The 13,902-nt window shown below is 46.6% G+C and carries 12 protein-coding genes; 2 read left to right on the forward strand and 10 right to left on the reverse strand.

Translation table 11 applies throughout. The features are described from left to right. Window positions 1-35 precede the first annotated feature (35 nt). Entirely contained in the window at window positions 36-1,856 is a 1,821-nt protein-coding gene (locus tag OM416_RS08195) for an ABC transporter substrate-binding protein (RefSeq protein WP_264928353.1), read from the forward strand. Window positions 1,857-1,915: 59 nt separating this feature from the next. Here OM416_RS08195 and OM416_RS08200 read toward each other — a convergent pair whose 3' ends face one another. From OM416_RS08200 to nikA, 9 genes are all read right to left on the reverse strand, one after another. After that, on the reverse strand, window positions 1,916-2,560 hold the full coding sequence (locus tag OM416_RS08200; protein ID WP_264928355.1) for a sugar O-acetyltransferase: 645 nt from the start codon (window positions 2,558-2,560) through the stop codon (window positions 1,916-1,918). 24 nt (window positions 2,561-2,584) lie between these two features. Beyond that, window positions 2,585-3,592, reverse strand: a complete 1,008-nt coding sequence (locus OM416_RS08205; RefSeq protein ID WP_264928357.1) for an ROK family protein — start codon at window positions 3,590-3,592, stop codon at window positions 2,585-2,587. Between the two features lie 533 nt (window positions 3,593-4,125). After that, the gene (locus OM416_RS08210) at window positions 4,126-4,581 is read right to left on the reverse strand and encodes a hypothetical protein (protein WP_264928360.1); all 456 of its coding nucleotides are present in this window, start codon (window positions 4,579-4,581) and stop codon (window positions 4,126-4,128) included. 215 nt (window positions 4,582-4,796) lie between these two features. Next, window positions 4,797-6,029 (reverse strand): staphylopine family metallophore export MFS transporter CntE, encoded by a 1,233-nt coding sequence (cntE, locus tag OM416_RS08215; RefSeq protein ID WP_264928362.1) that lies wholly within the window; start codon window positions 6,027-6,029, stop codon window positions 4,797-4,799. Continuing rightward, entirely contained in the window at window positions 6,026-6,889 is an 864-nt protein-coding gene (locus OM416_RS08220; RefSeq protein WP_264928364.1) for an ATP-binding cassette domain-containing protein, read from the reverse strand. Before OM416_RS08220 ends, cntE begins: the two co-directional genes overlap by 4 nt. Before the next feature lie 13 nt (window positions 6,890-6,902). Continuing rightward, the gene (locus tag OM416_RS08225; RefSeq protein WP_264928366.1) at window positions 6,903-7,718 is read right to left on the reverse strand and encodes an ABC transporter ATP-binding protein; all 816 of its coding nucleotides are present in this window, start codon (window positions 7,716-7,718) and stop codon (window positions 6,903-6,905) included. Next, window positions 7,681-8,562, reverse strand: coding sequence for a nickel transporter permease (gene nikC / locus OM416_RS08230; RefSeq protein WP_264928368.1), 882 nt, complete (start codon window positions 8,560-8,562; stop codon window positions 7,681-7,683). The genes OM416_RS08225 and nikC overlap by 38 nt, the downstream gene beginning before the upstream one ends. Before the next feature lie 4 nt (window positions 8,563-8,566). Beyond that, window positions 8,567-9,508: an ABC transporter permease gene (locus OM416_RS08235; RefSeq protein WP_264928370.1), complete on the reverse strand. Its 942-nt coding sequence runs from the start codon at window positions 9,506-9,508 to the stop codon at window positions 8,567-8,569. 19 nt (window positions 9,509-9,527) lie between these two features. Continuing rightward, window positions 9,528-11,153 carry a nickel ABC transporter substrate-binding protein gene (gene nikA / locus OM416_RS08240; protein ID WP_264928372.1) on the reverse strand — a complete coding sequence of 542 codons (1,626 nt, stop codon included), beginning with the start codon at window positions 11,151-11,153 and terminating at the stop codon, window positions 9,528-9,530. A gap of 390 nt (window positions 11,154-11,543) precedes the next feature. Here nikA and OM416_RS08245 point away from each other — a divergent pair, with 390 nt between their 5' ends. Beyond that, window positions 11,544-13,058, forward strand: a complete 1,515-nt coding sequence (locus OM416_RS08245; protein ID WP_264928373.1) for a helix-turn-helix domain-containing protein — start codon at window positions 11,544-11,546, stop codon at window positions 13,056-13,058. A gap of 160 nt (window positions 13,059-13,218) precedes the next feature. Here OM416_RS08245 and OM416_RS08250 read toward each other — a convergent pair whose 3' ends face one another. After that, the gene (locus OM416_RS08250) at window positions 13,219-13,806 is read right to left on the reverse strand and encodes an SDR family oxidoreductase (RefSeq protein WP_264928375.1); all 588 of its coding nucleotides are present in this window, start codon (window positions 13,804-13,806) and stop codon (window positions 13,219-13,221) included. Window positions 13,807-13,902 lie beyond the last annotated feature (96 nt).

The following is a 13,902-nucleotide window of genomic DNA, read 5'->3' on the forward strand; positions in this document are numbered from 1 at the left end:
ACACATCACACATTCAAGATATGGAGGGTAATCCCATGAAAAAACGTACACTCATCTCATTGCTATTAATTCTCGTCATTGTGATTTCCGGCTGCAGTGTAAAAACGAAAACCGAATCCCAGGCGGAGACCGCACCAGCGGACACAACAGAAACTGCACAAAAACCAGCAGACATTGAACTGCTCGCCATGAGTTCTTCCGAAAATGATGTAAACATTGTCCGCGACCAGCTGACTAAAAATGGATTCAATGTAAAGCTGAACTTGCAGCCGGATTACGGTAGCTTCAAATCCCAGCAGGATGCAGGGAATTATGATATTGCCTTGTCCAGCTGGACAACGGTAACGGGAAATCCCGATTATGCGGTACGTTCCCTTTTCAAAACAGGTGGAGATTACAGTATCCTCGCCGATGGGGAAATTGATAAACTCATCGATCAGGCAGCTACCCAAACGCCAGATCAGTACAAAGACACATACAATCAATTGGAAGATCGCTTGGTAACTGACCAGGCTTACATCGCTCCTTTGTACATTTCTCTGAAAAGTCAGGCTGTGAACAAAGACATTCTGAATGTCGACACGGTTCGTCTCTCCAAATCCCGCGCCATGGCTTGGGAACCGATTGAGTTCAACGACAGCTCCAAAAATACCAAAGATCCGTTGATTCTGACGCAAAGTGCATCCGTACTGACTTCCCTTGATCCAATCAAAGGAAACGACGGTTCCATCAACCAATTGAATACCAATATGTATGTACGTCTCGTTAACCTGACAGATGACGATCAACTAACAGCAGATGGATCATTGTCCCATAACTTCAGTATTGCTGAAGGAAATTCGGACTACTACTTCATCCTCAGAGACGATATCAACTTTGCGAAGATTGATAACAAAAAAGCTGTAGATACAGGAGAACGTGTCGGTGCAGATGATGTTATCTTCTCCCTGGATCGTGCTAAAAACAAAGATTCCGTTCCGGATCACCGGACGTACAGTTTGCATGAACACATCAAAGAAGCTGAGGTTGTAACGGATCTGAGTGCATTGCAATCTGTTAAACAATCCAGCGGCAACGGTACCATTCTGGAAGAATTGGAACAAGGGTTGGGCAGCAAAATTACAGAACTCGTGGCTGACAAAACCAAAGCAGATAATAGTGCAGGAAAATATCAGGTCGTTAAACTGACAACAACTGAACCTTTCCCGCAAGTACTGAACTACCTGGCTCACCAATCTGCTGGGATCGTGTCCAAAAAACAGGTGGAGAGCATCAACACATATGATGTAGCTTCCTTTGACGTAAACAAAGATATTCCTTACGGTGACCAGAACACGGTGACTGAAGGCGCAGCATACAATAACACCCTTTACACGAGTGGCCCTTATATTTTGTCTTATAAAAATGACTATGAAGGTGTATTCTTGAAAAACCCGGCCTACCGTAAAGGTACGGAAGATGAGCCAAAAATTTCTCAGGTTAACGTCCGATTCATCTCGGATGCAGATAGCGCCCTCTCTGCTCTTCGCAGCAGTGAAATTCACTTATACTACGGTGTACCTGAAACCAAGTATGATATCATCGAAAATGACAGTAAGCTGAAACTGCAAAGTCTTCCAAGTAACGCTGTCTCTTATCTGTTGTTCAACACGGCCAATCGTGAGGTTGCCAAGAGCAGTGACTTGAGAAAAGCCGTGCTGTACTCCATCAATCAAGATGAGATTTTGAGTTTCTACAAGAACAACAAACTCAAAGCATACTCTACAGTAAGCCCGCTCGTTCAGACTGGGAATGAATTGAAAGCTGATCCTGCAAAAGTAAAAGAATTCTTGAGCAACTATAACGCTTCCAAGTAAACGTATAACAACAAAAGGCTGCCATCAGGATCATGTATTTGACCTGATGGCAGCCTTTTTTATTCTTCCAGCACACGGCAATCTGCCAGAACATCGGGGAAATTCCGCATGCTGTCCGCTTCCGTAATTTTGCGAATAACTCGGCACGGTACGCCTGCCGCCAAAGAATGCGGTGGAATATCACGCGTCACCACACTACCTGCTCCGATGACACATCCGTCTCCAATCGTTACGCCTCCGCACACTGTGACGTTTGCCGAAATCCATACATCGTTTCCAATCATGACAGGTTTGGCATAACATAGCGACTTCACATCACCGTTCTGGTCCAACATCTGTCGCCGCTCACGGGCAATCATGGGGTGAACGGGGGTAACAATCGTAACGTTGGGTCCAAAACTGGTATAGTCCCCGATCGTCACTTGCGCGTCGTCTTGTATCGTCAGATTGTAATTACCGAAGAAGTGGTCGCCTATCCGGGTATGCACACCATAATGAAAGAAGATTGGGCCTTGCATGAATCCACCTTCACCGATCTGCCCCAGTAGCTGTTGCAATATCTGATTTCTTTCCTCAGTCTGTTCTTCAAAGGTCTGACTGTAACGCTGACTGAGATTATGGGCTCGCCTTTTGATGGCCTTTAATTCCGGATCACTTGGACTAAACAGAATCCCCTTCATGATTCTCTCTTCTTCATGCATCATGAATCCTCCTCTACAAGGGTTAGCTTATAAGGCTTCTGATAGAATGCCTGACTTCAATGCCTGAAGAACCATTCCTCGTAACCCAGCATCAAAATCATGTTGAAACGAGTCTTGATGTACGATCTCGGGCAACGACGGCATCGGATGATGCTTCCCGTACTGTTTCCATGCTAAATCCAGCTCTTCTCTCTTCACCCGTTCCTGATAAATGACAATCTGGTGAGGAGCAACGACGGCATTAATCGTTTGCAGAATATGACATACCTGCACTACAAAATCATCGTTGCTCATGTCACTTTTCCAATCAGGTGAATAAGGAAGATACTTAATCTCACCAAACATCCCTTTATTCCCGCGGATCATCTGTCCATTCAACATCATGCCCATACCCGGCGGATATCGGTTCGGAAAATAAATGCCTGCTACACTCTGTTGCTTCATATCAGCATGCTGTGTACAGTATCCGTTAATGGCTGCATTAACGTCATTTTCCACGAGAACGTTCAGTTGGAACTCGCTCTCGATCTCCCGTATCAGATGTGAATGGATAAGCTCTTCATGACTGCTCACCGTGATGTCCCCATCCACGGCTTGTCCCGGAATACCGATGCCGATCATATCAATGGAGGGATACTCCACAATGAAACGCGCGATAAGTTGCAGCACATGCTGTTTATCAAAAGCAGGCAAGATGCTTTCTTCCTTCAACACAACCTTATTCTCCAGATTCATGACCGTTGCCGAAATCAATTCCTGACCTTTCATCTCTTTGATGTAAAGAACCAGAGCAAGCTTGAAATTATAATTATATCGATATGCCTGAGCAGGGCGACCACCGTTAGACGGAAGCACTTTATCCTGAAACAACTCTCCGCCATCACATAATTCCTGAATCAGCGCATTAATGGTAACAACACTAAGATTGGTTAGTGAAGCTAATTGCGGTTTAGTCGCCGTCTCCATCTGCTGCATGACTTCACGCACATTATTCAAATTGATGTATTTCATCATTGTAGCGTTGGCTTTTTTCATAACCCTCTCGTTTCTACTCTGGTTCAATTGAGCCAAAGCAATGATATCGATGTCATTTCACACCATATCATAACATAATGCCTTACTCGAACACATGAGTTCCATCGTGCTGGCAAGGGATCGAAACGGCAGAGCTACTCTGGTTTACTCAAACAAATCATCCATCGACTTCACAGGCTTCACTTCTATCGGCTGCTTTGACAAGACCATACATGCATAGGTACCTGCCCAAATTATAACTGCCATAATAACGTAGACCATCCATGCTAACCTCCCTGTTTCCTGCGAATTATGATTTTGCGGCTAGCCGCTTCTATAGTATTTAATAAATATACTTTATAAAGTGTATATCGTAAGTATGCGAGGATGATCCTTTTTTGTCAATATGATTTGTCCGAGTCCTTTTAAATCCGAGAAACAAGTGGGAAGTATTACAAAAACACGTATTATCTCGGTGCCAATAGAAAATAGCCGCCACCAGAATCATCTATTTGATCCTGATGGCAGCTATTTTTAAAACATTAGAGAGCTATTTATTTCGAGTATTTCTTCTGTATGCCGGGCAATAAGGTCACAACCTGAATACCCACTCCCCATGCAAAATAGACCAAGTGAATGAGAGAAACATCCTGAATCCAGTACACCTGCACCATAATCCAGATGATGAGAGCAAAACCCGTATACAAGGAAAAAGACCAAGCCCAGTAACGGTCAGGATAAAGATTCAATCTCTCACCCAGCCCACAATGAACGTAGCGGAAGAGCGAGATAGCAATCATTGTAGGCATCACGCCAAGGACCAGCAATAGGATGATCCCCGGGAACAAAAAACTGGAAAACGGAGAACGCTCCAACAAAGATTCAGGCAAATTCACCATACTTCCAGATGGGTCCATGATTAAAGTGACGCCTCCAACGATTGCCCCAACCCCCAGAATTCCATTCATCAAAATGAGTAACCACGACCTACCCATACGCTGCTTCATCATGAATTGCTCCTTCCGTTCTCTTATTTCCCAACCTCATACATTCATGCATGGAGGATTATTTTCTAACCTTCTGCTACCCATTCTCACACATCACGCGCATTGTTCCTGTGCTTCTTTTCACTATATAAGGCAAAAACGTTCAAGAGAATTATTTGCCCACGAACAAATAGGGCTTAAATCGCCATTAAACGATTTAAGCCCTGTCCCAATCTAGTTTAAACAGATGACCTTGCCATCCAGCGCCTGCTCAAGACTACAAATACAGCAACACACAGAGTAGCTCCAGCGGATATCCAGAACATGTCTCCGTAACCGGTATAGTCAGCCGTCATACCTAACACGAGGCTACCAATTACGGTTCCCAAATCAGACATAGAGATAAACAACCCCATCCATACTTTTCGTCTTTCTTGTCCGAGTACGATACTCAGGTAAGCGGCAAGCACGGGATACACGTTGGCGATACCGTAGCCGATCGCGGCGCCGCCACCATACAGTACCCACGCCTTGCCTGTCAACGGGGCAATCGCCACCAGTGCCAGACCTATCGTAATTGAAACTAACAGCATACCCACATATGCGGAATGCCAGTTTCCGTCCGAAGGCAGGTTCTTACGGAAAGCAAATCTCGCCGTCACGATCACGCCCGATTGAACAGCAAAAAACAACCCCGCATTGCCAATTCCGATCTGTATCACATACAAGGCAAGAAACGCCGTTACCGCGCCAAACCCAATCGTCGCGCTCATCATCACGAGGCTGCTGAGCATGAAGTGACGGTTCCAGAGCGTAGATCGTACACCCCCAGCTATATCATGCTTGGTTGCCTTCTGCTCGGCAGAAGTCTTTGTCACTTTGATATGTTTCGTAGCTCTGCCTATTCCATAGGACGCGATGAGCGTCAACACGCCAAGAACCATAAGTCCCGTGTAAAATCCATTCATGCCTGCTTTGTCCCAAGCGATCCACCCCAGTGCGGGCATCATGACCGAGGGTAACAAACCAAATAGCAAATACAGAGACAATCCCTGAGCGCGGTCACGTTTGGACACCAGGTCCATGACGGCCATTTGCACAGCAAGCGAAAAAAAAGCGGCGACCGCGCCTTGCAAACCCCGGATAATAATGTAAGAAATATTCCCTTGCCACACAAACAATAGCAAAACAAATAGATGCCCCACCAGGATATAACGCAGAATTCGAGCAATCCCGATTCGTTCAACGACGATTCCCGCCCATGGTCGCAGCAGCATGCTGACTAGCAAATACGTCCCCACGATCATGCCGATCTGGTCGTTCCCAAAACCAATGCTTCGCGTGTAGAGCGGTAATATCATCTGAACGAAGGCGTTAGCACTGTAAAATAAAAAAGTAAGGGCATACAGGCGTAGCACCGCGGGAGAAAATGCACCGTTGCGGCTGTCTGCCAAACTTTCACCTCGATTCATGCCAATGCACCTTTCCGCTGCCCTGCCTCAACACAGAAAGGTCTGTTCTTTCGAATCGTGCCCGACTCTGGATGTCCGGACAGTGAGGCGTCTAATAACTGCTTAACCGCAGGCTCGCGGGATGTCTTCATCTCGTCCATCGTCGAGAAGTTTCCGCAGAGGCTACCCTGATCCAATACAGCCCAACGGTCACATAGCGCAAATGCAGCCTTCAGGTTATGTGTGATGAACACGTAGGACATGTCTTGTTGTTCCTTCAAATTGCGTAGAATCTGGATGATATTCACTTGGTTAGCTACATCAAGGCTGCTGACAGCTTCATCCAGCACAATAAAGCTGGGTCTGGAGATTATGGCTCGTGCAATGCTGATTCGTTGCAGTTGTCCGCCGCTGAATTGTCTTGGCAACTTGTTCATAGCACTTGTGCTTAGCCCCACCAGGTCTAGTGATTCGCCAATGCGATAATTTTTCTCCGTGTGCGTCAAACGCTCGAAATTGCCAAGCGGCTCCCCGATGATTTGTGCTACTGTCATCTTCGGATTCACCGAGGAATAACAATCCTGAAATACGGCTTGTACATGTCTTCGTAATTGTTTCTTCGTTTGTTTGTCGCTAGTGTACATATCCTTACCATGAATACGTACTGAGCCCAATTGAGGGCGTTGCAGACCAAGCATGATTTTCCCGAGGGTGCTTTTGCCTGCACCGCTCCCCCCTAACAAACCGATGCATTGACCTGCCTCCAGCGTCATGGAGATATCTTGTACCACCGCTCCCTGCGACCTCTGTTTCGATTTCCACCATGATCTGTTCACAGAATCATATGTGTGAGTGACGCCGGAAAGTTCTAGCAGTGCCATTATTTTCCCCCGTTCATTCATTCAACCGACTGTGTAGCAATTCTTGTGTATAGGCATGTTGTGGTCGATTGAATATGGATAATACATCATTATGTTCCACGACCCGTCCTTCATGCATCACGATGACCTCATCTGCCATCTCTGCGATGACGTCAAGATCATGCGTAATAAGCAGAATGGCAACATCCTGATTCATCCGCAGCCTCTCTAGTTCCTCCAATACATGGTATTGATTAATCGTATCGAGCGCTGTGGTGGGCTCGTCCGCAATGACGATGGAGGGTGACAGGCACATCGTCAGCGCAATCAATACACGTTGCAGCATGCCTCCGCTAAGCTCGAACGGATATCGTTTGAGAAGTTCCGGCGGATCAGGCAGCCTTACACTTTCAAGTGCCTGCACGGCCAGTGTTAACGCATCCTTTTTACTACACCGGGTATGTGTGCGGATCGTTTCGACAAATTGGCTTCCGATGCTATGAACAGAAACCAGCGCATTCATTGGGTTTTGAACAATATACCCGATGTCATTTCCGCGAATGGTGCGTAACTGCTCTTCAGCCATGCCGTTCAGTTCATTACCCCTCAGTCTGATGCTGCCGTTTACACGGATGGCAGGATCGAGTAGCTGAAGAATGGATCGGCAGGTTAGCGTTTTACCGCTACCACTCTGTCCTGCAATACCTACGACGCGTCCTGAATATATCGAAAACGAAACATCATGCAGCAATCGCTGAGAAATTCCATCTTCAATCACATCGGCACAGACATTATCGAGTGCAAGCAATGGTTCAGGAGCTGCCAATCTGACGTGATGTTCTTCGAACATTGCGGGTGCTCCTTTCCTTCACTTTTTTAACGCCGAGTAGTTGAGAGAGTGACTCCCCCAGTACATTGAATGCGGTGACGACAAGTAAAATACACAATCCCGGATATAACATTAGAGAAGGGTGCTCGCGCAAATAGCCGCGTCCTTCATTAATCATCGCACCCCATTCCGCAGTAGGTGGTTGAATGCCGAGTCCCAGGAAGGAAAGAGCTGAAATATCCATGATGGCCCACCCCATCTCTAACGTACCGATCACCACGATTTGCGGGAAAATATGCGGAAAAACGTGTCTCCTCAAGATCGTTAATCGGCTGGAACCGCTAATGAGGGCCGCTAGCAAATACGGCTCGGAACGCATATGCAAAACCAGCCCCCGGGTCATACGTGCATAGTACACCCACTGTACCAGTAGCAGTGCAATAATAACCTGATATATCCCTGGTCCAAGCATACCGACGATGCCAAGCACAAGGACGAGGTTCGGAAATGCAAGCATGCCATCGCAGATCCGCATTAACAGCTGATCCAGCCATCCGCCTACATAACCGGATAACATGCCTATTGATACCCCAACCAACACGGAGACCAGAAAGACTCCCAGCACCAGTCCAAATGTAATCCGAACACCATAGATGAGTCTGGACAACACATCCCTGCCCAAATGGTCGGTACCCAGCCAATGCTCAGCCGAGGATGGAACAAGTTTGTCCGCCATTTGTATCTGGTTCGGATCATGGGGAGCAATCCATGGAGCAAAGATCGCTGTTACTGCGCAAACACCCAAAAAGAAAAGGCACAAGGCTACGACCAACCGTTTACCAAAAATCAAACTTTTTAATTTCATGTCACTACCTACTCCTTTCTTGCAAAGAAAGCCTCGGATCGGCAGCCATGTGCAGAAGGTCGGTTAGGAGACTTGTGCATAAGTAAAGACAGGCAGCAAAAAAAACATAGCCCTGAATGACTGGCAAATCGCGGTTGAAAATAGATTCCACGAAAAACCGGCCCAGACCGGGCCAAGAGAACACTCGTTCCACTACAATTGTTCCCGTAATAAGCCTGCCCAGATTCATTCCGAATCCAGTAATGATAGGGAGTATGGCCAGTCGAACCACGTGTCTAAGCATGATGCTGCGCGGCTTTAGTCCTCGTGTATGGGCATAGTCCACGTAAGCCTGCTTGAGTTGTTCCAAAATACTCTCGCGAAATAATCGGGCATAGGTTGCCACAAGTGCCAAAGAAAGTGTCAAGGATGGCAAAATCAAATGCTGCCATGTGCCCTTTCCTTCCACCGGAAGCAAGTCCCAGTGGAGAGCAAACAGATAGATCAGTAAGTACCCCAGCATGAATTGCGGTAAGGAAGCGCCGATGTAGGAAAGAATGCGTACCGCGTAATCTACCCACCGCCCGGCGTGTACGGCTGAGAAATAACCTAGTGTGACAACGGCTACGAAAGCGATCAACATACTGCTGCCCGTCAACTGCAACGTTGCCGGCAGCCGTTGCCAGATCTCTCCCCAGACAGACTTGGAGGACAGGTACGACGTCCCGAGGTCCAACTTCAGCATGCGAACAGCGGATTGCACGTACTGGGACATGAACGAATCGTCCAGCCCCAGCTCTGCCCTCTTCTCTTGCAGCATTTGCGCGTTAGGCTTGATATGAGCTGCCGAGAAGTACGCCTCGGCCGGATCCACCGGGGAAAGCCTCATTAGCACGAATGCCACAAAGGTGGCGAACAGCACGAGTGGAACCAGCGTCAGTGCTCTTCTGAAAATATAACCTGCCATGAGCGGCCCTACCTTTTCTTTATTTTAGGTGAATGCTGTTAAAGGGATGATCCCATCTGCTCTCCGGGAATGAAACGTTCTCCAGTGATTTCTGGTATACATTATATTGGCGAATATAGGAAAGAGGGATAATGACCGATTCATCCTGAATTTTTTGTAAAATCTGATCATAAAGCGCCTGTCTCTGTTTCTCGTCAACGGAAGCCAATACTTGCCTGATCTGTTCATCAAGCTCTGCCTTGCCTTCAATATTGAGATGTGCCTCGGCAATGCCGAAGGTAGGCTCGGCTACTGCATTGACTAATGTATGAGGATCATAGGGCACACCGGAGTTGAACCAGAAGTTCATGTCATAGTCACCCTCACGGGCACGTTTGGTCTGTTCGGTCAGCTCAAGTCCCGTCAACTTAAGTTCAACGCCAAGTCCTGCCCATTCAGCCTGAAGTGTCTCACCCATCGCTTTCTGGATGCGGTCCGTTGTATCGTACATCAGCTCAAACGACAGCTTCTCGCCATCCTTCTCTCTGGTACCGCCTGACGCTGGAACCTTCCATCCTGCCTCGTCCAGATAAGCTGCTGCTTTGGAAGCATCATACGCAAATCCCTGGAACGATTGGCTAACGTAAGGATAATCAGTTGTAAGTACCTGCGTCGCAGGCTGTTCCACATCTGACGTAATACCTTTAACCATCGCAGCCTTGTCGAATCCGTGATGCAGAGCAAGCCTCACTCGCAGATCCGCCAGTTTTTCATTCTGCGTATTCAGGATTAAGTTACGCGTGCCCAATGGTCCCGATAATGCCGTTTCGAATTCCTCGTTCTTCTGCAAACGCGTGAATTCATCCAAACTAATGGAACCCTCTCCGAAAATGAGGTCAAGATCGCCTTTCTCAAAGGCCAGGACCCGGGTTTCGGCATCCGGTATGATGCGGACCGTAATCTTGTCCAATTCGGGCTGTTCGCCCCAATAGTTCGGGTTTTTCACGAATACGCTGTATTCGTCCTGCTTGTATTCTTCAAGCATCCACGGCCCCGTGCCGATGGGAGACTGAATGCTCTCTAGCGTATTATCCCCTTCCGGGAAGCCTGCATCAGCCAAGAAGCGGAATGGACGCACGGTCGTTAAGTCCTGCAAAACCGGATAATACGGCTCTGACATGACAAGCTTGACGGTATACTCGTCCACAAGATCGATGTGATCCAGCAATTTAGCCGTTCCCAGCCAACTATGCGTAGTCTTGTTTTGCAGGATTGCATCCATGTTACGCTTGACACTAGCGGCGTTGAACGGTGTTCCGTCCGAGTATTGAACATCATCTCGAAGATGGAAAGTATATTCTTTGCCGTCCTTACTAATCTCCCAACTGGTGGCCAAATGAGGCTTGATTTCTCCGCCTTCGCCGTACGCAACCAGCGGTTCGTAAATCATGGATTGGGAGAACAACTGTGATGGATAGTACGCGTGCGGATTAGACGGACCCAAATCCCTCATCCATGAAACTGTTATTTCTTTAACTCTCTCCTGTTCCCCGTTAGCTGACGCAGATGGTGCTGCCTCCTCTTTTTTGGAACATGCCGCTGTTACAGCAAGCAGAAGCATACATAGCATGATAATTATGCCATGGAATATTTTTCTCTTTTGCATCGTAAAGCCCCCTTAAAACATTATTGAGAATGAAAATCATCTTCAATTTATGTTAAGGAGTTTGGTATGATTGAACAATGGATATATTTCTGATTTTTTATAGCACAAAAAACAGAACAGGGCTTGCGACAATAGACTTGTCTATGCTTGTCTTGCTTGGAATCGCTGTTCAAAATACATCTGATTAAGGAGCACAGCATGGAACGTTCAACAATTGATGGAAAAGAATTTTCCTTTTTGCCGAATGAAGGATACGACATATACATCCCTCAGAGCGTAAGCTTTTTCCGCAGGCTGTCCTGCAAACAATTCATCCCCAGCTCACCCGGCGCACATCGCCTCGTTATGTTTAAGTCGACATCCGGTGTGTTGCACTTGAGGAAGCATTTCATGCAGACTGAAAAAAACGATGTGGTACTACTTGCACCTGATGCGCAGGCCAGCATTCAATTCGTCAATCCGCACGAAGAAACATTGGAGGCTTCATCGCCCGCCATGCAGCTCAATCCCGCTGGGGCCATCGTCATCGTGTTCAGTGTATACCGGCTTGGAGAGTCGAAACCAGCCAATGAATTACTGTCCATGATTCCTTACGAGACGCGGATGAACATTACTGACGAATCAAGGTTACTTGATTTGGCAGTAACGCTCGACCTCTCATTGAAGCGCACCACTCCCGTCCCCGAAGAATCGAGATTAAAGCAGCAGATTGCGTTGCAGGAATTACTGCTCTTCCTGATGGAAAACATTCGACGGAATACGGAAATATCCGATAACATTCAAGCGGTGGAACATACCGTCACTTATATCGAGTCTCACTATCAGCAAAACATTACGGCCCGCCAGTTGTACAGCATCGCAGGTGTGGCTAAATGGCAATACAGTACCTTATTCAAATCCATAACAGGAAAAAAACCACTGGATTACTTGTTGGATATTCGTATGAAACATGCCAAACGGCTATTGTTACAGACCGAGGACACGATTGCACAGATTGCCCAAGCTGTGGGATTCAAGGATGAGAGCTACTTTTCGCGCAAGTTTAAACAAACGGAAGGAATCACTCCCCGCCAGTACGAGGAGGCTGCTTCAGTCAGCTCAACTTCCGTTCTCATGCCGGAGGTTCCTTACAAACGGATTGTTGCCATTGGATATTCTCTAGGTGATCTATTGTCATTGGGGATCACGCCGATAGGGGCAGATGTAGAGATCATAGGTAAAAGAGGTCTGTATTGGGATTCTATCAATGGTATTGAGGATATTGGATTACTGGGTGAACCGGGTAAAATCCGCAAGCTTCTTCCTGACCTGATCATTCACTCTGGTTTCCGTCAAGATTGGATCGAAGAATTGGCATCTATTGCCCCAACCGTGCTCATCGATCGCTATGAACATGTCTATTCAAGAATCATGCAAACGGCAGAGCTGATGAACCGACAAAAGCTCGCACAACAATGGATTTATCAGCATCGCTCTGCAAGTAAACAATTGTGGGTGGATCTGGCGAAGCATATGGATGTCAAACAAACAGCCACTGTGTTTTCCATCGTTGAGGGTAATCTCTACATTATGAGTATGAAAGGCTTTGCAGTCACTATATACCACCCTGATGGCATGCAGCCTCCACCGAAAGTGAAGGAACTAATCCAGGCAGGCATTCCTTTCCAACTGACGCGACCGGAATATGCCTCTACCTATGAAGCCGATATTCATTTTATTCTCATGGACAATGATCCACGTACGATCCGGCTGTACAGAACACTGATGAAGTTACCTTACTGGAACTCGAAAAGCATTGACCGTATTATTCTTTCCGAGAATAAGTACAATTTCGATGATCCGCTCACGATGGACAGATTATTGCTAGCACTTCCTCAGATGCTGCTGAAGAAAAGCCACTACTGACGAAATGGATTTCTCCACACTAAAAATAGGGATGTAATCCATCGCCCTTACCAACGATGGATTATATCCCTATCCTATATTAGCCAATGAATTATGGCTTAGTTCACCATGAACATCAATTTTATTATGCAAATACCGGACATATACATCCACAAGATCGTTAATCGGGTTTATTCACTCCCAAGCTGCTGCGAACCTCCATTGCTGGATTGGTTGCCAATTTAACCACCAGATCTGCAACGCTCTTGCGTGAAACTTCAGCGCCTTTAAACAGCTCACCTTTTTGTGTAGTTTCATAGTCAATTTCATTGGAATGGGTAAACCATGCTGGTCTTAAAATTGTATAATCCAGGTCGGAGGCTTCGATGACTTGGGCTGCTTTTCGATATGGATTGAGAACACTGCCATATTTCTCACCAGGCACCTCATCATAGATACCCATGGAACTGATAAAGATGAGGCGTTTTACTTCACTGGCATCCATCGCATCTACGATATTCTTAGCCATTTTCTCCAGATCTCCGGATAGATTGGCATAGACAACATCTTGTCCTGCCATGGCTTCCTTCAGGTTGTCTACATTCATCACATCGCCTTCTTCAACTCGAATGCGGTTGGACTCCATGTTTTTCATTCGGTTTGCGTTACGCAGATAAAGTGTCAGTTGAGCATCCGTTTCTTGGAGGAATATATCAATGGCTTGACGAGCTATTCCTCCATTGGCTCCTAGAATCAGTACATTACTCATATTTTAGACTCCCTTTCAAGATATAATATGTTATTTTTCACGACGATGGGCACACACCACTGCACACCCGAAGAAAGGATAGATATGCATCCACAA

This window comes from Paenibacillus sp. LS1 (genome assembly GCF_026013365.1).
Lineage (GTDB): Bacteria > Bacillota > Bacilli > Paenibacillales > Paenibacillaceae > Paenibacillus.